Below are 24,194 nucleotides of genomic sequence, written 5' to 3' on the forward strand. Positions count from 1 at the left end.
GGCGGGGGGAGCGGGGGGTCGTCCCCCTTCGGAAGGCACTGATTGGCTCGGGGGGAACGAGGTGATCACGCCGGGGGAGCTGGCCCGGCTGCTGGAGATCCCGGAGCCGACCGAGGAGCAGGCCCGGGTGATCGAGGCGCCGATGGCGCCGATGGCGGTGATCGCGGGCGCCGGGTCCGGCAAGAGCGAGACGATGGCCGCGCGGGTGGTGTGGCTGGTCGCGAACGGGTTCGTGCGGCCCGAGCGCGTCCTCGGCCTGACCTTCACCCGCAAGGCCGCCGCCGAGCTCGGCGTGCGGGTCCGCAAGCGGCTGGACAAGCTGCGCGAGGTGCTGCCGGGCGACGAGCTGGAGCGGCTCGGCGGCGAGGCGCTGTTCGACGGCGAGCCGATGGTGTCGACGTACCACTCGTACGCGGCGCGGCTGTTCGGCGACCACGCGCTGCGCGAGGCGCTGGAGCCGACGATGCGGCTGATCTCGCCGGCGGTCGCGTGGCAGATCTGCTCGCGGGTCGTGGACGCCTACGACGGGCCGATGGACCGCATCGAGTGGCAGCCCGACACCGTCACCAAGGCCGTCATGGAGCTGTCCGGCGACCTGGCCGAGCACCTGCGCACCGCCGACGACGTCCGCAAGGTCGGCGCGTGGCTCGACGAGCGGTTCGCCGCGGTGAAGAAGCCGCTGAAGGCGCAGCGCGACATCCTCGCGAAGCAGGCCGTCCGCGAGCAGATGATGCCGCTGATCGAGAAGTACGCGCGGGCGAAGGCCGACCGGGAGGTCATCGACCACGGCGACCAGATGGCGCTCGCCGCGCGGATCGCCTACCGGCATCCCGAGGTCGGGATGATCGAGCGGTCGCGGTTCTCCGTCGTGCTGCTCGACGAGTACCAGGACACCAGCCAGGCGCAGCTCGTCCTGCTGAAGTCGCTGTTCGCGGGCGGGCATCCGGTGACGGCGGTCGGCGACCCGTGCCAGTCGATCTACGGGTGGCGCGGCGCGAGCGCCGGGAACCTGCTGCGGTTCGCCCACGACTTCCCGCTGCAACCGGCCGTGGGGTCGGGGCGGCCGATGCCGGCGCCCGTGGTGCAGCTGAGCCGGTCGTTCCGCAACGGCGAGCAGATCCTCGAGGCCGCCGCGAAGATCCAGGAGGAGCTGCGCGCGGAGACCCGCGCCGTGCCGCGGCTGATCCCCGGCGCCGGGCGCGAGGGGCGCGGGCGCGTCGAGTGCGCGCTGTTCGCCACCGTCGAGGACGAGGCCGACCGCATCGCCGGGCGCATCGCCGGGCTGATGTCCGGCGACCCGGCGGTCGCGCCGGACGGCGCCCCGCAGGCCGAGCCGCTCCAGTACTCCGACGTCGCCGTCCTCGCCCGCAAGCGGTCGCAGTTCCCGCTGATCCGGCGGGCGCTGGAGGCGCGCGGCATCCCCGTCGAGGTCGTCGGGCTCGGCGGGCTGCTGACCGTCCCCGAGGTGCAGGACGTCGTCGCGACCCTGCGCGTCATGCACGACCCGACGGCGGGCGCGTCGCTGGCCCGGCTGCTCACCGGCCCGCGCTGGCGGCTCGGCCCCCGCGACCTGGTGGCGCTCGGACGGCGCGCGCGGGCGCTGGCGCAGGAGTCGGCGCGCGACGTCACCCCGCCCGAGACCGCCGCGGAGGCACCGCCCGAGAGCGGCGACCCGGCGCCGGAAACGGGGGACGACCCGCTCCGGCAGCTGGTCAGCGAGCTGAACCAGGAGACCGGCAGCCTCGTCGACGCGCTCGACGACCTCGGCGCCCCCGACGCGTACTCGCCGGAGGGATACGGGCGGCTGCGGCGGCTGCGCGACGAGCTGCGGACGCTGCGCGGCCAGGTCGGCCTGCCGCTGCCCGACCTGGTCAACGAGGTCGAGCGGGCGCTCGGCCTGGACATCGAGGTCGCCGCCCGGTCCGGCCTCGACCCCGTCACCGCGCGCGCCGACCTGGACGCGTTCATCGACGCCGCCGCCACCTTCGCCGGCGACGCCGAGGACCCGACGCTCGGCGCGTTCCTCGCCTACCTCAAGGCCGCCGAGACCGAGGAGTTCGGCCTGGAGGCGGGCCGCGTCGGCGAGACCAACAGCGTCAAGCTGCTGACCGTCCACGCGTCCAAGGGCCTGGAGTGGCCGGTCGTCGTCGTGCCGGGCCTGTCGTACGTGCCGCAGAAGAACGGCGGCCCCGCGAAGGGCTCGATCTTCCCGTCGCCGCCGCAGAACGCGACCCGCTGGACGGCGAACCCGCGCGTCCTGCCGTTCATGCTGCGCGGCGACCGCGCCGACCTGCCGCCGCTGAACGGCCTGGAGAAGGACGACCTCGCCGCGTTCGACCACGCGTGCTCCGAACGCGACCTGCGCGAGGAGCGGCGGCTCGCCTACGTCGCCGTCACGCGCGCGTCGAGCCTGCTCATCACCACCGGGTACTGGTGGGGATCGTCGGGGCGCCCGCTCGGGCCGTCGCCGTTCCTGGAGGAGGTCCGCGCGGTGTGCCTCGCCGGGGCCGGGACGGTCGCGGTGTGGGCCGACCCGCCCGAGGAGGGCGAGACGAACCCGCTGCTCGCCGACCCCGAGGAGGCGCAGTGGCCGGTCGCGCCGGGCGAGCGCGGCAGGACCGACGCGTCCGCCCGCGAACGGTACGAGGCCGTCGTCGAGGCCGCCCGCATGGTCGAGGACGCGATGGCCGGGCGGAACCGGCTGTGGGCCGGCGACGCGGGCCTGTCCGACGCCGACCGGGGCCGCATGACGGCGTGGGCGCGCGACGTCGAGCTGCTGCTCGCCGAACGCGACCGGGGACGCGGCGGCGACGGCCTCCTCGTCGAGCTGCCCGCGCACCTGTCGGTGTCGTCGCTGGTGTCGCTCGCCCGCGACCCGGCGGCGCTGGCCCGGCAGATCCGCCGCCCGATGCCGCGCCCGCCCGCCCCGTACGCGCGGCGCGGCACCGCGTTCCACGCCTGGCTGGAGAGCCGCTGGGGCCAGCAGCGCCTCATCGACCCCGACGAGCTGCCCGGCGCCGCCGACGAGGGCGCTGCCGACGACGCCCACCTCCTGCGCCTCCAGGAGCGGTTCGAGGAGTCGGAATGGGCGGCCCGCGAGCCCCTCGACATCGAGGTGCCGTTCGAGACCATCATCGGCGACCGGCTGGTCCGCGGCCGGATGGACGCGGTGTTCCGGCGGTCCGGCGGCGGCTACGAGGTCGTCGACTGGAAGACCGGCCGCCCGCCGTCCGGCGACGACGCCCGGTTCGCGTCCGTGCAGCTCGCCGCGTACCGGCTGGCGTGGGCGGAGCTCGCGGGCGTCGACGTCGGCCAGGTCAGCGCCGCGTTCCACTACGTCGCCGCGAACACCACCGTCCGGCCGGCGGACCTGCTGGACGCCGCCGGCCTCGCCGCCCTCCTCGAGACCGTCCCCGCCGCCTGACGGGTGCTTACCCTGCGTCAGTGAGAGTGTCACTGCCCCTGGCCACCGCACCCCGTTTCGGAGATGATCCGGGGAACGCAACGAGGGAGGCGACGTGACGGTGACCCACGGCGACAAGGTCGTACGCGAGTTCTCCAAGCAGGCGGCCGGGTTCGCCGACCCGCGGCTGAACGCCGCGTTCACCCGGCACCTGGACGACCTCGTCCGCTTCATGGATCCCGAACTCGACCTCGACGACAACGTCCTGGAGGTCGCCGCCGGCACCGCGATCGTGTCCCTGGCGATCGCGCACCGCGTCCGGCACGTCACCGCCCTCGACCTCACCCCCGCGATGCTCGCCGAGGGCAAGCGCGAGGCCGACCGGCGGGGCCTCACCAACGTCACCTTCACCGAGGGCGACGCGACCGCGCTGCCCTACCTCGACCGCTCCTTCACCCTCGTCGTGACGCGCTTCTCCCTGCACCAGGTCGCCGACCCCGCCGCCGTCGTGCGGGAGATGGCCCGGGTCAGCCGGCCGGGCGCCGCGCTGATCATCGCCGACCTCGTCCGGCCGGACGGACTGGAGGGCGACCCCGACCGGATCGAGCGGCTCCGCGACCCCTCGCACGGCACCCTGCTCACCGGGGCGCGGATCGCGGGCCTCGTCACCGAGGCGGGCGCCGAAGTGAAGCGGTCCCAGCGCATCGACTTCACCCGGCCGCTGGAGCCGTGGCTGGAGCTGTCGCGGACGCCCGCCGACGCCGCCGCGCGGATCCGCCGGGAGCTGGAGGACGAGCTGGCGGGCGGCACCGCCACCGGAATGCGGCCGAGCCGCGTGGACGGCGAACTGCACTTCACGCACTCGTACCTGTTCCAGCACGCGGTCGCCGGCTGAACGGCGCCTGGAGCGGAGCGCCGGCGCGTTCCCCTTGAGGGGTACTGATTCGCGTGTTTCGCCCGGATGTTTTCGAGCGAATGTTCGACGCGCGTCGCTCGTGTGTTCTATCTTGTCGAACATGGGTTCTAGCACCGTGCGCCCCCTCGACCGCGAGCCGGCCGCGCTGGCGATGCGCATCGGCGTGGTGGCCGCCGAGGCCGCGCTCGCCACCTTCGCCCGCAACCTCGACCTGGACGACCTCGAGGACGGCATCGACTTCCAGGGCGCCATCGGCCCCGCGGAGTGGCCGGTGTTCTCCCTGGTCATCGACACCCTCGCCGAGGCGGGCCCGGGCGACCGCCGCTCCCTGGACGAGCGCCGCGCCGACGCCCTGAACGACCTCGCCCGCATCTGCATGGCCGCCAAGAACCGCGGCGCCGCCTGACCATCATCGGTGTTGCCGGCGGGGTGGTGACGGGGCGCGTCCGGGGCCCGCGGCCTTGGTTCCGGACGCCGCCCTCCGTCAGTCGGCCAGCGCCTTCGACCTGACCTTGCCGGTGCTGGTGCGCGGCAGCTCGTCCACGAAATGGACGTCCCGCGGCACCTTGTAGCGGGCCAGGTGCTTCTTCACGTGGGCCTTCAGGTCGTCCTCGGTGACCTGCGAGCCTTCCTTGCGCACCACGTACGCGGCGAGACGCTGGCCGAACTTCTCGTCCTCGACGCCCTTCACCGTCACCTCGGCGACGTCCGGGTGCTCGCCGAGCAGGTTCTCCACCTCGCCCGGGAACACGTTCTCCCCGCCCGAGACGATCATGTCGTCGGCGCGGCCGTCGATGAACAGCCGGCCCTCGGCGTCGAAGTGGCCGAGGTCGCCGGTGCCGGTCAGCCCGTCGCGGACCTTCTTGCCACCGCCCCCGGTGTACCCGGCGAACCGCAGGCCGCCGCCGGTGTAGACCTCGCCGGTCTCCCCGTCCGGGACCTCGTTGCCGTCCTCGTCCAGGATCCTGATCGTGAGCCGGAAGGACGGCCGGCCGACCGTCCCGGGCGCCGCCCGCAGGTCCTCGGGCGTCGCGATGGTCGCCCAGCCCGTCTCCGTCGCCCCGTACACGTTGATCAGGACGTCGCCGAACTCGTCCATGAACGCCTCCGACAGGTGCGGGTGCAGCGCCGACCCGCCGCAGATCACCACGCGCAGCGACGGCGTCCGCCGCCGCTCGCTCTTCGCGGCGTCCAGGATCCGTTGCAGCATCACCGGCACCGCGACCAGCGTCTCCGCCTGGCAGTCCGCGATGGCCGTCAGCACGTCCTCCGGGTCGAACCGCCGGAACAGGACGAGCGGCATCCCCATCCCCAGACCGACCGCCGTGTACGCGAAACCGAGAATGTGGAAGAGCGGCGGCGCGATGACGATCGGCGCCCCCGACCGCACCGGGACGCGCATCAGATGGCTCAGCGCCGCGGGCAGCAGCGACGACACCGACAGGTCGTGCCGGGCGCCCTTCGGCGTGCCCGTGGTGCCGGACGTCATCACGATGACGTTGCTGGTGCGGTCCGGGTTCAGCGGCTCCGCCTCCGTGGCGGCGACCAGCGCGTCGATCGACTCCCCGGCGCCGCCGTCGGTCCAGGCGAGCACCCGGGCGCCCGCGAACCCCGACTCCTCCACGGCCGCGCCGAACTCCTCGTCGTGGACGAGCAGTTCGACGCCCTCCCGCTCGACGACCTGCCCGAGCTGCGTCGAGGAGAAGTCGGTGTTCAGCAGGACCACGTCGTTGCCCAGCCGCGACGCCGCGAGCACCGCCTCGACGAACCCGCGGTGGTTGCGGCACAGCACGGCGATCCGCCCGTCGCCGGTCCGCTCCCTCAACGCCGTCGCCAGCGACGCCGCCCGCTCCTCGAGCTCGGCGTACGTCAGCGCGCCCCGCTCATCGACCAGCGCCGTCCGGCCGGGGAACCGCAGCGCCGCCATCGCGCCGACGGTCGCCGGCACCGGCCCGAACCGCACGTAGGGGAACAGCAGCCGCGCCGCCCGGTCGGGCCGCACCGGATGCATGATCCCGACGTCGCACACCGCCCGCGTCGCCCGCGCCCCCGCCTTCACGACCGACCGCACCCGCTCCAGCACCGGACCCTCCTCGCATCGCCTCCGCCATACGTTGCCGTGCCAATGATTCCTAATCCGCCGCGCCCGCGCCCGCTCGCCCGCCGGCCGGCGGCCCGAGGCAAGTACGGTCGGGGGATGCGCGATGTGGTGACACCGGACGACTTGGAGCGGACCGTCCGATCGGCGGTCGAACTGCTGCGGGAGGCGCCGCCGGACGGCTGGGACGGCAAGGCGGGCACGTTGGAATGGACGTGCTGGGAGACCGTCGAGCATCTGAGCGATGACCTGTTCGCCTATGCGGCCCAGCTCGGAGCGCGGCCCGCCGGCCGGGAGGTGCCGTTCCTGTGGGAGAGCCGCCGCCCCGGTGGCCCCGCGAACGTCACGTACGCCGACCGCGACGCGGGCCCCGACGGGTTGTTGCAGGTGCTGGAGGCGTGCGGCGCGATGCTGGTCGCCCTGGCGCGGACGACGCCGCCGGACGTCCGCGCCCACCACGTCTTCGGTGCGTCCGACCCCGAGGGGTTCGCGGCGATGGGCATGGTGGAGACGCTCGTCCACACCCACGACGTCGCCCAGGGACTCGGCCTGCTCTGGAATCCGCCCGCCGACCTGTGCGCGAAGGTCCTGGCGCGCCTGTTCCCGGACGCCCCGCGCGACACCGAGCCCTGGCCGACGCTCCTCTGGGCCACCGGACGAGGCGACCTTCCGGGCCGTCCCCGCCCCACCTCCTGGCGCTGGGACGGCACGCCCCGCGTCAGCGGCGCAGGATCTTGTGGTCCTCGATGACGAGGAGGCGTTCGATCTCGGTGTCCTCGTACCAGCGCTCGTAGCCGACGTACGCGGTGTGCTCGTAGTCGGCGCGGGCGCCGAGCCATTCGAGCAGGGGGTCGACGTGGTCGTAGTAGTCGGGGTGCAGTTCCTGGCGGGCGGTCAGGGCCCAGCCGCCGTTCTCGCGGCGTTCGAGCGCGGAGAAGAGCGCGCCGCCGATCCGCCAGGCCGGGCCGCGCTGGGCGAGCTGGGCTTCGGGGGTCTGGACGACGGCGGGCTCGCCGTCGGCGCCCACGATGACCTCGGAGAAGTCGATCGGGATCGTCAGGTCCTCGGGCTGCGGGCCGAGGCCGAGGTGCCAGCGGAGTTCGGCGACCTCGGCGTCCGGGAGCTCCCGCAGGTTGATCGCCAGGAAGAAGTCGTAAATGTCGGCCACGGATCGTGACCCTAGCGGAGGTAACGGAACGCGGGCTTGGGATGCATGAGGAAGTCGTGGTGGGAGATGTTCCAGGCGTAGGCGCCGGCCATGGCGAAGGCGATGAGGTCGCCGGGGCGCAGCGGCGGGACGGGGACGTTGCGGGCGAAGACGTCCTTCGGGGTGCAGAGCTGGCCGACGAGGGTCGCGGGTGAGTGCGGGCCGGTCGCGGTGAGGACGTCGAAGGGCTGGTCGTGGCCTTTCGTGACCGGGGTTCTGAGGTGGTGGGTGCCGCCGCGGAGAATGACGTAGGTCTCGCCTCGCGTCGTTTTCACGTCGAGGACGTCGGTGAGGTACCAGCCGTGGTAGGCGGTCATGGCGCGGCCGGGTTCGATGCGGAGGCGGGCGGGGATGTCGGCCAGTCCCGCGCCGTAGGTCCGCCAGTCGAAGCGGGACGCGGGAGAGGTGTAGTCGACGGCCATTCCGCCGCCGATGTTCAATTCGGGGTCGTCCACGCCGTGGCTTTTCAGCCAGGGGATCGCCCATTCGGCTATCCGGTGGGCGAGGTCGAGCATGGTGGGGGCGTCCAGGCCGGACGCGAGGTGGGCGTGGACGCCGCAGAGGGTGATGTGCGGATTCTCGGCGATTCGCGCGGCGCAGGCGTCGAGGGCGTCCTCGTCCATGCCGAAAGGGCCGCTCATGGTGAGGGCGGCGTTCGGGTCTTGGAAGGGCAGATTGGCTCGGAGGAGGACGTTCGCGGGGCGTGGCAGGCGGTCGAGTTCGCGCGGGCTTTCCACGTGGATGCGGTCGATGCCGGTGGCGAGAGCGAGCTCCTCGTCGGTCTTTCCCGGTCCGCCGAAAGCGATGCGGGCGTCCGGGAGGGTTTCGCGGACGTGGGTCAGTTCGCCGCCCGAGGAGACCTCGATTCCGTCCACGTGCGGGGCGATGGTGCGGAGGATCTCCGCGTCGGGATTAGCTTTGGCGGCGTAAAAGAGCTCGGTGCGGCCGAGCGCGGCGCGAATGGATTCCACATGCGCTTCCAGGCCGGGCAAATCGTAGACGTAGGCGGGAAAGCGGTCGAGGTCGCGGACGTCGTCGAGGTTCACAGCGGAAGCGGCGCGGAGAGCGGATTGGGGGCGGGGACGTAGGTGGCGCCGCGGTCGGCAGAGCGCGACCAGCGGGTGCGCAGGTTGGCCTTCGCGGGCAGCGGGACGCCGGCGAGCAGGGCCCTGATCTGCGGGTGGTGGTCGAGGCACGCGAGATGGCTCCGGGCCGCCGTCCAGAGATCCGGTTCGAGCGCGGGATGCAGGTCGGCGACGGCCGCCGCCGTTTCGGTGAGGTGGTTGACCAGCAGGCAGTAGACGACGCGGTTCCAGCCGTGCACGGGCGCGTAGGTGAGGCGCTCGGCGACGCGGGCGGGCAGGTGGGACAGGTCCCAGCGGCCCGCGGTGAGCTTGGTGCCCTCCAGGTCGCGGAACGCGGCGTGCACGGGCATGCCGTCCGCGTCGACGCAGACGAGCACGTTCTGAAGGTGCGGCTCCAGAACGACGCCGTGTTCGAGAAAGGCCCGCAGAACAGGGGGAGCCACGTGGGCCACGTAGGCGTTCCACCACGCGAGGGCGCCGTCGGCGGTCGACAACGCCGGCAGGTCGTCCAGGAGGGTGTTGTACGGGTCGGCCAGTGCGCCCGCTAGCAGGGGCGTGCCGGGAAGCTGTTTCACGCCCTGCCGGACGATGACGCCAAGGCCCTCGTAGAGGCGGCGGTCGGCGAGGGCGACGCTGCGGTAGGCGGGCTCCGCGAGGAGGGTCGTGCCCAGGGACGTGAACACGCGGGGCAACAGCTCGTTCAACGCGACGGCACCGGACAGTTCGTACCAGGCGTTCTTGCGGACGCAGTTGGTGATGCGCACGTCCAGGCTGAACTTGCAGAACAGGTCGGCGTCCGGCAGGTACACCGTGCGGACGGACGACGTCGGCACGGCCTCGACCTCGGACGGCCCCAGGTCGTGGACGAGCCCCCGCGCCAGCGCGTCGCGCAGCAGCGGATTGCCCGCCAACAACGAGAACTGCCACGGATGGACGGGCAGCGTCTTGCAACCGGGTACGGACGGCCCGCCCAACGCCGCGAACGCCTCTGGATCGCCTTCCTCCGCGACGACGTCGTCCCGCACGGCCAGCCAATGCGGACGGAACCGGGCCCTCGTCTCGGGCGCGTAGCGGAGCCAGTCGGCGGGGGAGCCCTGCCGGGACTTGGGCGACGGATGGAAGCGATGGCCCGCCACAAGCGACTGCTCGGATTCGAGGTACCGGTCGTCCTGGGGTTCGCGGCGCGCGGCGATGATCGCGGCCAGCGCGCCGTGGCTGTCACCGACCTGCGCCAGGAACTCCGGGTTCGGCTGCCCCGTGGCCAGTTCGAGCTCTCCGGCGACGAGGTCGGCGAGCCGGTCCCAGGAGGCGGGGATCCACGCGTCGCCGCGCCGCTCCTCGTACGGCGGCGCCAGGCGGTAGGTGGGGCCGGCCGGCGGGCGGGCGAGGCCGGTGCGCAGCACGACGCCGGCGCGCGGCAGCCGGGCGACCAGGTGCCCGCCGTCCGGCCACACCTGCTGCTCGGGCCCGCACACCTCCCGGATCAGGCAGTTGAGCAGCGCCGTGGAGGTGGCGTCGTCGGCCGTCAGGGCCCGGTCGGTCAGAAGCACGTCGCATCCCGTAGGTAGTTCGGCCCGGGCGGGCCGTAGTGCTTGTTGATGTCGGCGGCGCCGGTCCTGGCCTTGTCGACGAGGGTCCCGGCGGTGACCATCGCCTTGCCCGGCAGCGCGCCGGCGTCGAGCGTGCGCGAGCGCAGGAACGCGTCCGGCGGGCCGAGCGCCGCGTCGAGCCGGTCGCGGATCAGGGCGCGGCCGGTGCGCCAGGGCAGCAGGCCGCGCTCGGCGAGCCCGAGCGCGGGCGCCGCGGCGCACAGGTGCAGGGTGATCGTGACGAACACGCGGGCGAGCGCGTCGGGGTCGGCGGTGACCATCCGCCGGTCGACGAGGTCGCGGGGGTCGGCGCCGGGGGACGGGCCGAGGCGCTCGCGCAACCGGGCCGGGTCGATGAGCGCGCCGTCGTTGTCCTTCACGAGCAGGCGCAGCGGGCCGTCGTCCAGGACGAGCGCGACGTTCTGCTGGTGGGCCTCCAAGGCGATCCCGTAGCGGAACAGCGTGACGTTCCACGAGAACAGCGCTGCCAGGTAGGCGTCGAAGAGGGCCTCGACGTCCCAGCGCTCTATGACGTGCCCCTTGTCCGGAGACTCCGCCAACAGGGCCGCGATAGGCACGATGTGCGCGCGTGCGGTTTCCGGCGGGAAACGCCGCACCAGGTAGGCCAGAAGCGGGCTGTCGGCGTGTCCGTAGGTCTGCTCGTCGGCCAGCAGTACGGGCAGGTGCGGTTCCCGGGCGAGGACGCGCCGCAGGACGCGTTCCACCAGCGCGCCGTCCGGCAGGGTGCCGGGGACGATCGTGCGGCGGTTGCGCAGGCCGAGCGTGCTGGTCGGCAGCGGAACCTTCACGTGCTCCAGCGGCGCCGCCGCCACCGTCCGCATCGACAGCGTCGGCGCGACCTGAAGGTACGGTTCCGGCGCCATGGTGGCGGCGGGCTCGTCCCGCACCAGGCGGACGGCCAGCGGGTGGACGGGGAACAGCGCGTCCGCCGAGCGCAGCCCCACATCGTCCGGTTCGGGCCACCAGATCGGTGTCTCGCCTATCAGCGTCGCGCCGCGCACGGCGGCCCATCGCAGCGGGAAAGCCGGCGCGAACTCGGGCGCGTAGCGGCTGAGGTCGGCCATGCTGAGCCCGGAACGGCCGCGGCTCGTCGGATGCACGGGATGGTCGTTGTAGGCGGCGAGGCTCTCGTAGAACGTGCCGGGGCCCGTCCTCAGCTCGTCCGGTATCCGCGCCAGGCGCCGGTGCACGGCGGGACGGACGTCGTTGTGGAGCTTCACCGTCGCCAGGGCGTCCAGGCACTCCCGCTCGAACGCCTCGGTGTCGTCCCGCGGATCGGCCACCTGCCGCACCAGCGCGAAGACGTCGCGTAACGCAAGGTTCTGCGCGGGGTCGACGCGCAACTCCGACAGGAAGGCCGGATCGGCGTCGACCAGCCGCACGGTACGGCCCGGCAGCGCGAGCGTCCGGCGGTCGACGAAGCGCCGCAGCCCGGCGTAGTCCTCCCGGAGCAGGGCGTCCAGGACCCGGGCCGCCAGCGGGCCCTCGAGGTCGGGATCGGTCACGTGATGGTCCAGTCGTGGGCCGACCGGAAGCGCGTCAGCGCGGCCTCCACCTCGTCCTGCGCCGGACCGATGGCGCGGACCGTCCCCAGGTAGTCGCGGTTCGTGCGCGTCAGCGCGACGGAATCGCCTACGGCGCGCTGCGGACGGTAGGCCAGCCGTACAGCACCGTCGTGCAGCTCCATCGGACCGGGCGCGGCCTGCAGAACTCCGGCGCGATCCGCAATGACGGCCTCCGCGACGGCATGCCCTCGCACGGACGGGAGGTCGAGCGCCAACGGCTCCCCGAGATGGACGCCCACGATCCGCTCGAACAACGGGACGCCCAACAGGTCCGCTAGCAGGAAGTCGCAGTGGTCGCCGATGAGCCGGTAGTTCACCTCGATGATGCGGGCGCGGCCGTCGTGCACGACGAACTCGGTGTGGCACGCGCCGAACCCGACGCCCAGCGCCTCAAGCTGCGCAAGGATCTGCGGCGTCTCTGGCGGCGGGGGCGCCCATTCGAGGCGCTCCTCCACGAAGAACGGCGGCGGGGACAGGGTCGTCCGGTACGAGCCCAGCACGTGCAGCCGCCGCCCGTCTCCGAGCGTCTCCAGCGTGTGCAACTGCCCCGGCAGGTACTCCTCGGCCACCAGCGGATCGCTGCGGCGCGTCGCTATCTCCTCGCGCCGCATCTCCAGTTCCCGCCCGTCGTGCACGAGGAACACGTCCTCACTGGCGACGCCCTCGCGCGGCTTCAGGACGAGCGGATAAGGCGCGTCCGGCGGCACGCACCATGCGTCCGACGAGAACACCGGATCCAGCGCGGCGAGATGGCGGCGCATCAGCCCTTTGTTCTTCGCGCGCGTCGCGGCCCGCCAGTCCTTGCCGGGAAGCCCGAAGTAGGCGGCGGCCAGAGCGGTCGGGGCCTGCAGGAAGTCGCTGTTGGAGAAGATCCCGGCGGGCTCGCCCTCGACCCGGTCGATGATGTGCCGGAAGTCGGAGACGCCGCACTCGACGACCCGCCCGGCGACCCGGGCGTGGGCGGCCGGACGGTCGGTGAGCAGCACCACGTCCAGCCCGAGGCGCGCGGCGGCGGGCAGGAACCCGTGCGTCACCGAGTCGGTCGCCTTGCCGGCGACCACGTAGAGGGAGGCGGCCACGGTCGGCCCTTCCAGTGAGTCGGTGAGGTAAGCCTTGCCTAACTCGCAACCGTCACCATACTGGCGGCGCCCCGTGCCCCAGGCAAGAACGATGGCATCGCGTGTCCCGCCGCGTCCGGCGATCCGGAAGGATGGTCGCCGTGGACACAGGGACGGACCTCGTCGGGCGGTGGGTCGCGCTGGCCGGCCCGCAGACCCGGCACATCGGCATGGAACTGGACCAGCGCTACGGCGAACCGCACCGCAGGTACCACACCCGCGAGCACCTCACCGCCGTCCTCGACCTCGTCGACGAGCTGGCCGCCGAACCGGAGCACGCCGGCGCCTTCGACCCCGACACCGTCAGGCTCGCCGCCTGGTTCCACGACGCCGTCTACGACCCCGAGCGCGCCGACAACGAGGACCGCAGCGCCCGCCTCGCCGCCCGCATGCTCGCCGACACCGACCTGCCCGCGGCGACGGTCGACGAGGTCGTCCGCCTCGTCGAGCTGACCGTCACCCACGCGCCCGAGCCCGGCGACCGCGGCGGCCAGGTGCTGTGCGACGCCGACCTCGCCGTCCTCGGCGCCGACCCCGACCGGTACGCCGCCTACGCCGCCGCCGTCCGCGAGGAGTACGCGTTCGTCCCCGAGGACCTCTTCCGCGCCGGACGGGCCGAAGTGCTCAACGGCCTCCTCGCCCTTCCCCGCCTCTTCCACACCGCCACCGCGCGCGACCGCTACGAGGAGCGGGCGCGCCGCAACATCGAGACGGAGCTGATGCTCCTCAACGCCTAACCCACGCCCAGACCGCCCGCACGCTGCGGCCGGACCGCCTTCCGGCGCCGCAACCCCGCACGAGTCAGACGCAAAAGCAGTTCTTGGCAGCCGACCGCCTCCGCCCCCTGCGAGACTGCGGCCTCGTACAGCTCGGACGGCACGTCGTAGTGGTCGCGATCGAACGCCCGCACCGGCATGCCGAGACCCGCCGCGAACGCGTGCAGCTCGTCGTACGACACGTCGCTCACCATGTGCGACCACACCCGCCCGCGCGCGGGCCACAACGGCGGATCGATGAGGATCAAAGCGCCTCCTGGGGGACGAGGGACCGGGATCCCCTACAGTGCCTGACAGTACGACAACGATGCGAAGGGGCATGCAGTTGACTTCCTCCCCTCCCTGCTGGGAGGGGGTTCCTACGGCTCGCGCCGTGGGTGTTTCTGCTTCGCGGCCGACTGCGGAAGGGGGGATCCTTGCCGTCTGACATCAGCTCCACAGACATCGTCGGGGGTGTCCCCGGCTACGGCTCGACCAGCCGCAAGGATGTTCTTGGCCGCGTTGGCGTCCCGGTCGTGGCGGGTGCGGCAGCCCGGACACGTCCAGCGCCGGGTGGAAAGGCTCAGCTCGGCCAGCAGGTGGCCGCAGGCCGAGCAGGTTTTGGACGAGGGGTACCAGCGGTCGATCACCACCAGGGTGCGCCCGGCACGCTCGCACTTGTACTCCAACTGGCGCCGGAACTCGCCCCATCCGCAGTCGGAGATGGCGCGGGCGAGTTTGCGGTTTTGCACCATGCCGGAGACGTTCAGGTCTTCGATCACGATGGTGTCGGCTTGGCGGACGAGGTCGGTGCTGGTGCGGTGCAGGAAGTCGGCGCGGGCGGCGCGGACCTTGCGATGGGCGCGGGCGACCTTGCTCTTGGCCTTGCGGCGGTTGGCCGAGCCGGGCTGTTTGCGGGCCATGCGTCGCTGGTAGCGGGCGAGGTTGCGCTCCTTCTTGTCCATGTGGCGGGGGTTGGCGATGCGGTTCCCGTCGGAGGTCACCGCGAAGTCCTTGACCCCCAGGTCGATGCCGATCTGGTGCCCGGTGGCCGGCAGGGGCTCGGGGGCGTCGGTGTCGACGGCGAAAGTCACGTACCAGCGGCCGTCCGGCTCCCGCGAGACCACCACCATCGTCGGGTTCAACTCGGCCAGGTCCACGCCCTGGAAGGACCACACGAACGCCAAGGGCGCCGTGGTTCTGGCCATCCGCAGTTCGCCCTCGCGCATGCGGAACGCCGAGCGGGTGTAGTGGGCGGACTGGCGGGAGTTGCGGGTCTTGAAGCGGGGGTAGCGGGCACGTCCGGCGAAGAAGTTGGCGAACGCGGCGTGCTGGTGGCGCAGCGCCTGCTGCAGCGGCACCGAGGACACCTCGTTCAGGAACGCCAGTTCTTCGGTCTTCTTCCACGCCGTCAGCGCCGCGTCGGTCTCCTTGTAGGACGTGCGCTTGCCGCCGGTGCACCAGACGCGGTGGCGTTCGGCGAGCGTCCTGTTCCAGACCAGGCGCACGCACCCGAACGTGCGGCCGAAGATGGCCGCCTGTTCGGGGTCGGGGTAGGCCCGGCACTTGTACGCCGTCCGCACGACCATCAATTTACGCACCGGACCATTGCATGTAAGGGTTTTCGGACGTCAGCGGACCCGGTTCTCGGCGGGTACCGGCTGCGCCGGGCCGCTTCTGGCGGAGTCCGGATCCCTCCCCGGCCCGAAGGCCGGGGCATCCTTCGGAGGACCAGGTGAACGAGCCAGTTCAGGAAATCGTCCAGTACATCGAGGCCCACCGCGACCGGTTCGTCGCCGATCTCAAGGAGTGGCTGGCGATCCCGTCGGTGTCGGGGGATCCCGCCTATGCGACCGAGGTGCGGCGGTCCGCGGACTGGCTCGCGGGGTACCTGCGCGGGCAGGGATTCCCGACCGTCGAGATCTGGGAGACGCCCGGCCTGCCGGCCGTGTTCGCCGAATGGCCCGCCGCCGACCCCGGCGCCCCCGCCGTGCTCGTCTACGGGCACCACGACGTCCAGCCGGTCGAACCGCTCGACGAGTGGGACACCGCGCCGTTCGAGCCCGTCGAGAAGGACGGGCGGCTCATCGGGCGCGGCTCGTCCGACGACAAGGGGCAGGTGTTCTTCCACACCCTCGGCATCCGCGCCGGGCTCGCCGCGTCCGGCGCCGGCGCGCCGCCCGTCACCATCAGGATGCTGGTCGAGGGCGAGGAGGAGTCCGGTTCGGTGCACTTCGCCGACCTGCTCCGGGAGCGCCGCGAACGGCTCCGCTGCGACGCCATCGTCATCAGCGACACCACCATGTGGGCCGCGGACGTCCCGTCGATGTGCACCGGCATGCGCGGCCTCACCGAGGCGGAGGTCACGCTGCGCGGGCCGTCCTCGGACCTGCACTCCGGCTCGTTCGGCGGCGCCGTCCCCAACCCGCTGCACGCGATGGCGACGCTGATGGCCGCGCTGCACGACGCCGACGGCCGCGTCACCCTCCCCGGCTTCTACGACGACGTGGTCCCGCTGACCGACGAGGAGCGCGCGCTGTTCGCCAAGCTCCCGTTCGACGAGGCGGAGTGGCTGCGCACCGCGGGCGAGAGCCGCGCCGCCTACGGCGAGAAGGGCTACACCACCCTGGAGCGCGTCTGGGCGCGGCCGACCGCCGAGATCAACGGCATGTGGGGCGGGCACACCGGCCCGGGCGGCAAGACGATCGTGCCGCGCGAGGCGCACGCCAAGATCTCCTTCCGGCTCGTCGCCGGTCAGGACCCCGCCAAGGTCCAGCAGGCGTTCAAGGACTGGGTCGCCGCGAACACCCCGCACGGCGTCGAGGCCGAGGTGCACGTCCCCGGCGGCGGCGTCCGGCCCTGCTTCTCCCCGATCGACTCGCCCGGCGTCAAGGCCGCCCGCCGCGCCATGGAACGCGCGTTCGGCCGCGAGGTGCTGTTCACCCGGGAGGGCGGCAGCGGCCCCGAGGCCGACCTCGCCGACGTCCTCGAAGCGCCGCTGATCTTCGTCGCGGTCGGCCTGGACGACGACCGGATCCACGCCCCCAACGAGAAGGTCGAGATCCCGCTGCTGCTCAAGGGCGCCGAGGCCGCCGCCTACCTGTGGGAAGAACTCGCCACCGCACTCCGCTGAACCGTCGTACACGTCCGGTGGAGGAGAGGAGCCCGATGACGGTGACCGAAGGACCGCTCGCATGGCTGGCGCTCGCGCGCGGCACGCTCGACCGGGTCGCGCTGAGGCGGCGCGACGACGCGTGGCTCGCCGCCGCCTGGGCCGACCCGGGAACGCGGGTCCTGGTCGTCCAGGACGGGCGGGCCCTCGTCAGCCACGACCCCGAACCGGCGCTGGTGTTCCTCTCCCCGGACCAGGCCCCGGACGGCGAGCGCTGGCTGCTCGGCGTCGACGATGACGGCACCGCCTATTTCGGCGTGTCCGGTGAGCTGCCCGCGATCGAGGGCGCCGAGCCGGCCGGGCTGCGCCGCGTCGGCGCGGTGCTCGCCGACCGCGACTCCGGCCTGCTCACCCACGTCGTCGCCCTGGACCACTGGCACCGCACCAACCGGTTCTGCCCCCGCTGCGGCACCGAGACCCGCGTCGCCTCCGCCGGGCACGTCCGGGTCTGCCCGCAGGACGGCTCCCAGCACTTCCCCCGTGTCGACCCCGCCGTGATCATGCTGGTCACCGACGCCGACGACCGGATCCTGCTGGCCCGCGGCCCGCAGTGGCCCGCCGACCGCCGCTCGATCCTCGCCGGGTTCGTCGAGCCCGGCGAGTCCCTGGAGCAGGCCGTCGCGCGCGAGGTGCAGGAGGAGGTCGGGCTCGCCGTCCGGGACGTCCGCTACCTCGGCAGCCAGCCGTGGCCGCTGCCGCAGAGCCTGATGCTCGGCTTCACCGCCACCGCCGACGGCACCGTCCCGCTGCGTCCCGATCCGGAGGAGATCCTCGACGCCGCCTGGTACACCCGCGACGAGCTGAGCGCCGCGATCGAGGCGAAGGAGATCGTCGCCCCCGGCGTCCTGTCGATCGCCGCCCAGCTCATCATGCGCTGGTACGGCGGCCCCCTCCCGCACATGCCGCCCTTCTGACGGGTCCGACCTGCGCACGCGGGGATGCGAAAGGCCCGCCGACCGTGTGGTCGGCGGGCCTTCGCCGAGTTCTAGCCTGCGAGTTCGGCCAGGCGGCGCTTGACTTCCTTCGCGCTCGGGTTGGTCGCGGCCGAGCCGTCCGGGAAGACTATCGTCGGCACCGTCTGGTTTCCGCCGTTGACACTCATCACGAACTCGGCGGCCTTGGGGTCGCGCTCGATGTCGATCTCGACCATCTCGATGCCGTCGCGGGCCAGCTGGCTCTTCAGCCGCCGGCAGAACCCGCACCACGTCGTGGTGTACATGGTGAGCTGGCCGGTCGGCCCCTCGACCCGGTCGGTCGTCGGCGTCGCCATCGGTACGTCGTCTCCCTCGTTCGTTCGGACGATCTGCGGACCTCGCCTTCCGAAGAACACTAGATACCCCTCCGGCATTCCGCGAGCAGGGGCGTGTCCGGCGGCGCCGCGGCGGTCCGTCCACAACCGGTGATGCGGGGGGATACGGTCGGGACTTGCTGCGAGTATGGGGGCATGGTGGTGGAGTCGGTGCTGGAGGGACTGGACCCCGAACAGCGGGCGGTCGCGGAGGCGGTGCAGGGGCCGGTGTGCGTCCTGGCGGGCGCCGGGACGGGCAAGACCCGCGCCATCACCCACCGCATCGCCTACGCCGTGCACACCGGCGTGGTGGCGCCCCAGCGGGTGCTCGCGGTGACGTTCACCACCCGCGCGGCCGGGGAGCTGCGCGGGCGGCTGCGCCAGCTCGGCGCGCCCGGCGTGCAGGCCCGCACGTTCCACGCGGCGGCGCTGCGCCAGCTCAGCTACTTCTGGCCGCGGGTCGTCGGCGGCGAGGCACCGAAGATCATCGATTCGAAGATCAAGCTGGTCGCGGACGCGGCGCGGATGTGCGGGCTGTCGCTCGGCCGCACCGAGCTGCGCGACGTGGCCGGCGAGATCGAGTGGGCGAAGGTCACCCAGAACCGCCCCGAGGACTACCCGGCGGCGGTCGTGCGGGCGGGGCGCAGGCCGTCCGTCGAGGTGGTGGACGTGGCGCGCGTCTACGCGATGTACGAGCAGCTGCGGCGCGAGCGCAACCTGCTCGACTTCGAGGGGATGCTGGAGCTGACCGCGGCCGTGCTCACCGAGCACCGGGAGGTCGCCAACCAGGTCCGCGACCAGTACCGGTACTTCGTCGTGGACGAGTTCCAGGACGTCAACCCGCTGCAGAAGATGCTGCTGGACGCCTGGCTCGGCGACCGGCACGAACTGTGCGTCGTCGGCGACCCGAACCAGACGATCTACTCCTTCACCGGCGCCAGCCCTTCCTACCTGCTCGGCTTCACCCGCGAGCATCCGGACGCGAAGGTCGTGGAGCTGGTCCGCGACTACCGGTCGACGCCGCAGGTCGTCCGGCTGGCGAACGGGGTGATCGACCAGGCGAAGGTGGCGCGGCACAAGCTGGAACTGGTCGCGCAGCGCGAGGACGGCCCCGAGCCGGTGTTCAGCGAGTACGACGACGAGATCGCCGAGGCCGACGACACGGCGCGGCGGGCCCGCAAGCTGATCGACGAGGGCGTGCCGGCGCGCGAGATCGCGATCCTCTTCCGGATCAACGCCCAGTCCGAGACCTACGAGGCGGCGCTGGCGGCGGCGGGCGTCCCGTACGTGCTGCGCGGCGCGGAGCGGTTCTTCGAGCGGCCCGAGGTGCGCGAGGCGGTCGTGCGGCTGCGCGGCGCGGCCCGGGCGGGCGCCGACGCCGAGACCGACGGGACCGGGCTGATCATGACGGTCCGGCACGTGCTGTCCGGCGCGGGGTTCTCCGACCAGCCGCCCGAGGGCGCGGGCGCGGCCCGCGCGCGCTGGGAGTCGCTCGCGGCGCTGGCGCAGCTCGCCGAGGACATGGCGGCCGACGACCCGAAGGTCGGCCTGCCCGAGTTCGTCGCCGAGCTTGAGGAGCGGGCCGCTGCGCAGCACGCGCCGCCGCTGGAGGGCGTCACGCTCGCCTCGCTGCACGCCGCCAAGGGCCTGGAGTGGGAGGCGGTGTATCTCGTCGGCCTGACCGACGGCACGCTGCCGATCGTCTACGCCAAGACGCCCGAGCAGATCGAGGAGGAGCGCCGCCTGCTGTACGTCGGCGTCACCCGCGCGCGCGTGCACCTGACGCTGTCGTGGGCGCTGTCGCGTTCGCCGGGCGGCTCGCAGCAGCGCCGGCCGTCCCGGTTCCTGGACGGCCTGACCGGCAAGACCGCCACGCACACCCCCGCCCGCGTCGAGCGCACCAAGCGCCGCGCCGCCAAGGGGCCGCAGCCGTGCCGGGTGTGCGGGCGGCCGCTCACCGCCGCGGTCGAGCGCAAGCTCGGCCGCTGCGAGGACTGCCCGTCCGAGCTGAACGAGGAGCTGTTCCTCGCGCTGAAGGACTGGCGGGCCGGGGTGGCGGCGGAGCAGCGGATCCCCGCCTACGTGGTGTTCACGGACGCGACGCTGCAGGCGATCGCCGAGCGCTGCCCCGAGTCGGTGGAGGACCTGGCCCGCATCCCGGGCGTGGGCCGGGTCAAGCTCGACCGCTACGGCGAGGCCGTCCTGAGGCTCTGCGGGGTGTGACGCGGCCCCCGGCGACGGGGTGTGGCGCGGGGGTGAGAGCCCCGTCACATGGGCGGATACGGAAGACTGGCGGTCGTGAGCGATTCCCTGAAGGCACTGCTGGACCTGCTGGACCTCGAGCAGATCGAGAACGACATCTTCCGCGGCCGCAGCCCCGAGGAGCGCCGGCAGCGGGTCTTCGGCGGCCAGGTGGCCGGGCAGGCGCTGGTCGCCGCCGGGCGCACCGTCCCGGTGAACCGCCCGGTGCACTCGCTGCACGCCTACTTCATCCGGCCGGGCGACCCGCTCGTCCCGATCGTCTACACCGTCGACCGGGTCCGCGACGGCCGGTCCTTCACCACCCGCCGCGTCAGCGCCATCCAGCACGGCAAGGCGATCTTCACGCTGTCGGCGTCGTTCCAGGTCGTCGAGGACGGCCCGGCGCACCACGCGCCGATGCCCGACGCCCCCGACCCCGAGTCGCTGCCGGACTCGCTGGCCCGGCTGACGCCGCTGTTCGGCGAGGCCGGCGCGCGCGCCTTCGTCGACCGGCGCCCGTTCGACGTCCGGCACGCGACGCCGCTGACCTGGGAGGCGGCCAAGGACCCGGCGCTCGCCTCGCCGGAGTCGGTGGTGTGGCTGAAGGTGCTCGGCGACCTGCCCGACGACCCGCTGCTGCACGTGTGCCTGATGACCTACGCCTCGGACATGACGCTGCTCGACACCGTCCTGCTCAACCACGGGCTGGCCTGGGGCGACAAGCGGACGATGGGCGCGAGCCTCGACCACGCGATGTGGTTCCACCGGCCGTTCCGCGCCGACGACTGGCTGCTGTACTACCAGGACACCCCGTTCGCCGGCGGCGCCCGCGGGCTGGCCCGCGGGCAGGTGTTCACCCGCTCCGGGGAGCTGGTGGTGTCGGTGATGCAGGAGGGGCTCGTACGGGTGTCCGACTCCGGACGGGAGCGCTGACGGGACGCGCCGCGTCCCGTGTGCGATGATCGTCTTGTAAGGCGTTCCCGGGAGTTTCGACGCCGCGCGAGCGGCGCCGGTTCCCCGGAACGAGGGTGAAGTCGCCCACGAAACCGCAGGTCAAAAATATCTTGCTTGCTTCGGCGGGAGCACCGTACGCTCGTCGCGAGCAATCAACCGGCCGACCGGTGTGGATCTTGGATCCGCCGGCCCCGGCCCGAGGAGCCAGGAAGGTGGTGTGCAGTCCGGTGATGAACACGTCGATGAAATCGCTGACGTCCTGGGCTCCCGCCTGCCCCGGCGCCTCGACCACGTATGTCGACGGCACCCGTCTGCGCGATCTGCGCGACCTGCGCGATCTGCGCCTTGAGCAGCGAATCCAGGACGAGCAGGGGCGGAGTGTCTTCGCACTCGGAGACATGAAGTCCCAGGCTCCGGCCACGGCCCACATGGGCGCCACCCCGGCGGGTGGCGTGTCGGGTCCGTATCCCTGGAGGCGACCGGTCTAGCAAGACACCGGCGAGCCCCCAGGCCGCGGATCCGATACCGGATCCGCGGCCTTCTTCTTTTGCCCGGACGACCCAACCGACACGCCCGTTGAGATCCAACGAGAGGAACAAGGGTGACTGTGATGCAGGGGGCTCTCGCGATCAGCGAGGAGGACCTCACTCTGCCGTGCCGGACCGACCCCGAGCTGTTCTTCGCCGAGGCGCCCGCCGACGTCGAGCTCGCCAAGGCGCTGTGCCTGGAGTGCCCGCTCCGCAAGGAGTGCCTCGCCGGCGCCCTCGAGCGCAAGGAGCCGTGGGGCGTCTGGGGCGGCGAGCTGTTCGTCCGCGGCGTGATCGTCGCGCGCAAGCGGCCCCGCGGCCGCCCGCGCAAGCACCCGCTGCCGGACGAGGCGACGGTGTGAGGGCCTGATGCCGACCGCACCGACGCTCAGCCGGACCGGACCCGCAGGCGCGGTCCCCGCGCGGGGACCGCGCCTGCGGGCGGCCAGGGAGAACGAGATGACATTGCTCAGCCAGGACCTGTCCCGGGAGCGAATACCCGTGACCGTGCCCGACGAGCTCGCCGCCCGCGTGCGCGCCCTGCGGCGCGCGCGCAGGGAGGCGCAGACGAGGGCGTCGCGGGTGCGGCGCGTGCTGCTCGCGCCGACCGCGACCGCCGACCACGACACGCACATGCCGAAGAACCACCGGTGACCAACCCAGGCCCGCCGGTCGCAGGCCGCCCGACCGCCGCTTCTTGGATGGTTTCGGCGGGCGGGCGCGCCTCCCGGCGGGCACCCGGTGCGGCGGCGGCCCACTCGCCGGCCGCACCGAAACGGGCCCCGCGGCGCCTCATCAGCGCCGCGGGGCCCGTTTCATCGTTCTCGCCCGCCCTAGCCGGTGACGAGCTCGCCGTCCTCGTCGTCGGCGAAGCCCGGCACCCACTTCAGCGACTCGGCGCGGGCCGGGATCTCGCACTCCAGCTGGCACAGCACGCCGGTGCCCGCCGACAGCACCCGGTGGATGATCACGTACTCGGGCGGCAGGTTGAGCTGCCGGACGACGTTGGTCGGCCGCAGGTCGGTGACGCGGGCGGCCATGTCGCGCAGCCACTCGCGGTTGAACTTGAACGTCTCGGTGACGAACGGCTCGGTGACCGGGGCGAGGAACGCCTGCAGCTCCTCCGGGTCGACCTCCACGCCCTCGCGGATGAAGTCCTCGTCGCGCAGGGCGTCCTCGATCTCGTCGATGTCGGCCATCGTGCCGATCCGCAGCAGCAGCCCGAGCCGCCGCTGGAAGCCGCCGGGGATGCGGTCGACGGCGCCGAAGTCGAGCACGCCGAGCCGGCCGTCGTCCAGCAGCCGGAAGTTGCCGGGGTGCGGGTCGCCGTGCAGCATCCCGGACCGCTTCGGCCCCGACAGCAGGAACCGGCAGTACAGCAGCGCCGCGTGGTTCCGGGTCTCCTGGTCGCCGTCGCTGATGATCTTCGACAGCGGGGTGCCGTCCATCCACTCGGTGACGAGCACATCGCCGGACTGCGCGATCACCTCGGGGACGTAGAAGTCGGGGTCGTCCAGGTAGGCGTCCCGGATGATCGTCTGCGACTCGGCCTCGATGGTGTAGTCGAGCTCCTCGACCACCCGCTCCTTCAGTTCGGCCAGCATCGACTTGACGTCCAGGCCCGGCATCAGGACGCCGAACAGCCGGCCGAGCCGGGCGAGCTGGTTGAAGTCGCTGATCAGCGCCTTGCCGGCGCCGGGGTACTGCACCTTCACCGCGACCGGCCTGCCGTCGGCCCACACGCCGCGGTGCACCTGGCCGATGGACGCGGCGGCGGCCGGCCGGTCGTCGAAGGAGGTGAAGTTGTCGCGCCAGTCCTCGCCGAGCGCCTCGGCGAGGACCTTGTGCACGGTCGAGGCGGGCAGCGGGGGAGCGGCCTCCTGCAGCCGGGTGAGGGTGGCGCGGTACGGCCCGGCGATCTCCGGCGGCAGCGCCGCCTCGAAGATCGACAGCATCTGGCCGAGCTTCATCGCGCCGCCCTTGAGCTCGCCGAGCACCTTGAACAGCTGCTCGGCGGTGCGCGTCTGGATCTCCATGGCGACGGCCTCGGCGGGCCGGCCGATCGTCCGCTTCCCGATGCCGAGGGCGGTGCGCCCCGCGAAGCCGAGGGGGAGGGACGCCAGCTTTGCTGACCGCGTCACCGCGCGGCGGGGAAGATCGCTCACGCGGACCATTGTCGGTGATCGGCTGTTGTTCGCGCCACAACGACCGGGCCCGAATCCGGGAGCCGGGCGGAGCGGACCGCCATGACCTGC

Annotated in this window: 22 protein-coding genes; 12 read left to right on the top strand and 10 right to left on the bottom strand. The window is 72.8% G+C overall.

All coding sequences use genetic code 11. The features are described from left to right. The first annotated feature begins 61 nt into the window (after positions 1 to 61). The 3 genes from QP089_RS32770 to QP089_RS32780 all read left to right on the top strand — a co-directional run bounded on the left by QP089_RS32770 (position 62) and on the right by QP089_RS32780 (position 4,725). Entirely contained in the window at positions 62 to 3,424 is a 3,363-nt protein-coding gene (locus QP089_RS32770) for an ATP-dependent helicase (RefSeq protein WP_285916902.1), read from the top strand. A gap of 94 nt (positions 3,425 to 3,518) precedes the next feature. Further along, positions 3,519 to 4,298, top strand: a complete 780-nt coding sequence (locus QP089_RS32775; protein WP_285916904.1) for a class I SAM-dependent methyltransferase — start codon at positions 3,519 to 3,521, stop codon at positions 4,296 to 4,298. A gap of 121 nt (positions 4,299 to 4,419) precedes the next feature. Beyond that, complete coding sequence (locus QP089_RS32780; RefSeq protein ID WP_285916906.1) at positions 4,420 to 4,725, top strand: hypothetical protein; 306 nt, start codon at positions 4,420 to 4,422, stop codon at positions 4,723 to 4,725. 78 nt (positions 4,726 to 4,803) lie between these two features. On the opposite strand, the gene QP089_RS32785 is transcribed toward QP089_RS32780, so the two are convergent. Beyond that, positions 4,804 to 6,402, bottom strand: coding sequence for an AMP-binding protein (locus tag QP089_RS32785; protein ID WP_285916908.1), 1,599 nt, complete (start codon positions 6,400 to 6,402; stop codon positions 4,804 to 4,806). A 114-nt stretch (positions 6,403 to 6,516) separates the two neighbouring features. Between QP089_RS32785 and QP089_RS32790 the strand changes: the two genes are divergently transcribed. Next, positions 6,517 to 7,167, top strand: a complete 651-nt coding sequence (locus tag QP089_RS32790) for a maleylpyruvate isomerase N-terminal domain-containing protein (protein ID WP_285916909.1) — start codon at positions 6,517 to 6,519, stop codon at positions 7,165 to 7,167. Here QP089_RS32790 and QP089_RS32795 read toward each other — a convergent pair. Genes QP089_RS32795 through QP089_RS32815 form a run of 5 tightly spaced genes read right to left on the bottom strand, consistent with a single transcriptional unit; the run spans position 7,136 to position 12,963 of the window. Next, complete coding sequence (locus QP089_RS32795) at positions 7,136 to 7,585, bottom strand: hypothetical protein (RefSeq protein ID WP_285916911.1); 450 nt, start codon at positions 7,583 to 7,585, stop codon at positions 7,136 to 7,138. The genes QP089_RS32790 and QP089_RS32795 overlap by 32 nt on opposite strands. A gap of 11 nt (positions 7,586 to 7,596) precedes the next feature. Continuing rightward, positions 7,597 to 8,670, bottom strand: coding sequence for an alanine racemase (locus tag QP089_RS32800; RefSeq protein WP_285916914.1), 1,074 nt, complete (start codon positions 8,668 to 8,670; stop codon positions 7,597 to 7,599). Continuing rightward, a complete protein-coding gene (locus QP089_RS32805; RefSeq protein ID WP_285916915.1) occupies positions 8,667 to 10,259 on the bottom strand; it encodes an IucA/IucC family protein in 1,593 nt (530 codons plus the stop codon). Before QP089_RS32805 ends, QP089_RS32800 begins: the two co-directional genes overlap by 4 nt. Then, a complete protein-coding gene (locus tag QP089_RS32810; RefSeq protein WP_285916916.1) occupies positions 10,250 to 11,824 on the bottom strand; it encodes an IucA/IucC family protein in 1,575 nt (524 codons plus the stop codon). The genes QP089_RS32805 and QP089_RS32810 overlap by 10 nt, the downstream gene beginning before the upstream one ends. Further along, positions 11,821 to 12,963 carry an ATP-grasp domain-containing protein gene (locus QP089_RS32815; protein WP_285916918.1) on the bottom strand — a complete coding sequence of 381 codons (1,143 nt, stop codon included), beginning with the start codon at positions 12,961 to 12,963 and terminating at the stop codon, positions 11,821 to 11,823. The genes QP089_RS32810 and QP089_RS32815 overlap by 4 nt, the downstream gene beginning before the upstream one ends. 140 nt (positions 12,964 to 13,103) lie before the next feature. Between QP089_RS32815 and QP089_RS32820 the strand changes: the two genes are divergently transcribed. After that, complete coding sequence (locus tag QP089_RS32820) at positions 13,104 to 13,739, top strand: HD domain-containing protein (RefSeq protein WP_446474104.1); 636 nt, start codon at positions 13,104 to 13,106, stop codon at positions 13,737 to 13,739. Here the strand turns inward: QP089_RS32820 and QP089_RS32825 are convergent. Both QP089_RS32825 and QP089_RS32830 read right to left on the bottom strand, forming a co-directional pair. Continuing rightward, entirely contained in the window at positions 13,736 to 14,026 is a 291-nt protein-coding gene (locus tag QP089_RS32825) for a DUF4031 domain-containing protein (RefSeq protein WP_285916919.1), read from the bottom strand. The two genes, QP089_RS32820 and QP089_RS32825, sit on opposite strands and share 4 nt — an antisense overlap. A 111-nt stretch (positions 14,027 to 14,137) precedes the next feature. After that, positions 14,138 to 15,340, bottom strand: coding sequence for an RNA-guided endonuclease InsQ/TnpB family protein (locus QP089_RS32830; protein ID WP_285917196.1), 1,203 nt, complete (start codon positions 15,338 to 15,340; stop codon positions 14,138 to 14,140). A 152-nt stretch (positions 15,341 to 15,492) separates the two neighbouring features. Here QP089_RS32830 and QP089_RS32835 point away from each other — a divergent pair, with 152 nt between their 5' ends. Together QP089_RS32835 and nudC are read left to right on the top strand one after the other, a co-directional pair. Then, complete coding sequence (locus QP089_RS32835; RefSeq protein WP_285916920.1) at positions 15,493 to 16,890, top strand: dipeptidase; 1,398 nt, start codon at positions 15,493 to 15,495, stop codon at positions 16,888 to 16,890. Between the two features lie 35 nt (positions 16,891 to 16,925). Next, on the top strand, positions 16,926 to 17,843 hold the full coding sequence (gene nudC / locus QP089_RS32840) for an NAD(+) diphosphatase (RefSeq protein WP_285916922.1): 918 nt from the start codon (positions 16,926 to 16,928) through the stop codon (positions 17,841 to 17,843). Between the two features lie 71 nt (positions 17,844 to 17,914). Here nudC and QP089_RS32845 read toward each other — a convergent pair whose 3' ends face one another. Next, the gene (locus QP089_RS32845; protein ID WP_285916923.1) at positions 17,915 to 18,199 is read right to left on the bottom strand and encodes a mycoredoxin; all 285 of its coding nucleotides are present in this window, start codon (positions 18,197 to 18,199) and stop codon (positions 17,915 to 17,917) included. Positions 18,200 to 18,373: 174 nt separating this feature from the next. Between QP089_RS32845 and QP089_RS32850 the strand changes: the two genes are divergently transcribed. The 5 genes from QP089_RS32850 (at position 18,374) to QP089_RS32870 (ending at position 22,593) form a co-directional block, all read left to right on the top strand. Next, entirely contained in the window at positions 18,374 to 20,440 is a 2,067-nt protein-coding gene (locus tag QP089_RS32850) for an ATP-dependent DNA helicase UvrD2 (RefSeq protein ID WP_285916925.1), read from the top strand. Between the two features lie 75 nt (positions 20,441 to 20,515). Next, a complete protein-coding gene (gene tesB / locus QP089_RS32855; protein ID WP_285916926.1) occupies positions 20,516 to 21,391 on the top strand; it encodes an acyl-CoA thioesterase II in 876 nt (291 codons plus the stop codon). Between the two features lie 251 nt (positions 21,392 to 21,642). Next, entirely contained in the window at positions 21,643 to 21,900 is a 258-nt protein-coding gene (locus QP089_RS32860; protein WP_285916928.1) for a hypothetical protein, read from the top strand. 122 nt (positions 21,901 to 22,022) lie between these two features. Beyond that, positions 22,023 to 22,301, top strand: a complete 279-nt coding sequence (locus tag QP089_RS32865; protein ID WP_285916930.1) for a WhiB family transcriptional regulator — start codon at positions 22,023 to 22,025, stop codon at positions 22,299 to 22,301. Positions 22,302 to 22,398: 97 nt separating this feature from the next. Next, positions 22,399 to 22,593, top strand: coding sequence for a hypothetical protein (locus QP089_RS32870; protein ID WP_285916932.1), 195 nt, complete (start codon positions 22,399 to 22,401; stop codon positions 22,591 to 22,593). Positions 22,594 to 22,772: 179 nt separating this feature from the next. On the opposite strand, the gene QP089_RS32875 is transcribed toward QP089_RS32870, so the two are convergent. Then, on the bottom strand, positions 22,773 to 24,104 hold the full coding sequence (locus QP089_RS32875; RefSeq protein ID WP_285916933.1) for an ABC1 kinase family protein: 1,332 nt from the start codon (positions 24,102 to 24,104) through the stop codon (positions 22,773 to 22,775). Between the last annotated feature and the right edge of the window lie 90 nt (positions 24,105 to 24,194).

Source organism: Actinomadura opuntiae, from assembly GCF_030283205.1.
Lineage (GTDB): Bacteria > Actinomycetota > Actinomycetes > Streptosporangiales > Streptosporangiaceae > Spirillospora.

Excerpts from the sequence above, each read along its gene's own strand:
- QP089_RS32845 (WP_285916923.1), bottom strand. The coding sequence starts at position 18,199 with ATGGCGACGCCGACGACCGACCGGGTCGAGGGGCCGACCGGCCAGCTC.
- nudC (WP_285916922.1), top strand. The coding sequence starts at position 16,926 with ATGACGGTGACCGAAGGACCGCTCGCATGGCTGGCGCTCGCGCGCGGC.
- QP089_RS32870 (WP_285916932.1), top strand. The coding sequence starts at position 22,399 with ATGACATTGCTCAGCCAGGACCTGTCCCGGGAGCGAATACCCGTGACC.
- QP089_RS32865 (WP_285916930.1), top strand. The coding sequence starts at position 22,023 with ATGCAGGGGGCTCTCGCGATCAGCGAGGAGGACCTCACTCTGCCGTGC.
- QP089_RS32850 (WP_285916925.1), top strand. The coding sequence starts at position 18,374 with ATGGTGGTGGAGTCGGTGCTGGAGGGACTGGACCCCGAACAGCGGGCG.
- QP089_RS32790 (WP_285916909.1), top strand. The coding sequence starts at position 6,517 with ATGCGCGATGTGGTGACACCGGACGACTTGGAGCGGACCGTCCGATCG.
- QP089_RS32860 (WP_285916928.1), top strand. The coding sequence starts at position 21,643 with ATGAACACGTCGATGAAATCGCTGACGTCCTGGGCTCCCGCCTGCCCC.
- QP089_RS32780 (WP_285916906.1), top strand. The coding sequence starts at position 4,420 with ATGGGTTCTAGCACCGTGCGCCCCCTCGACCGCGAGCCGGCCGCGCTG.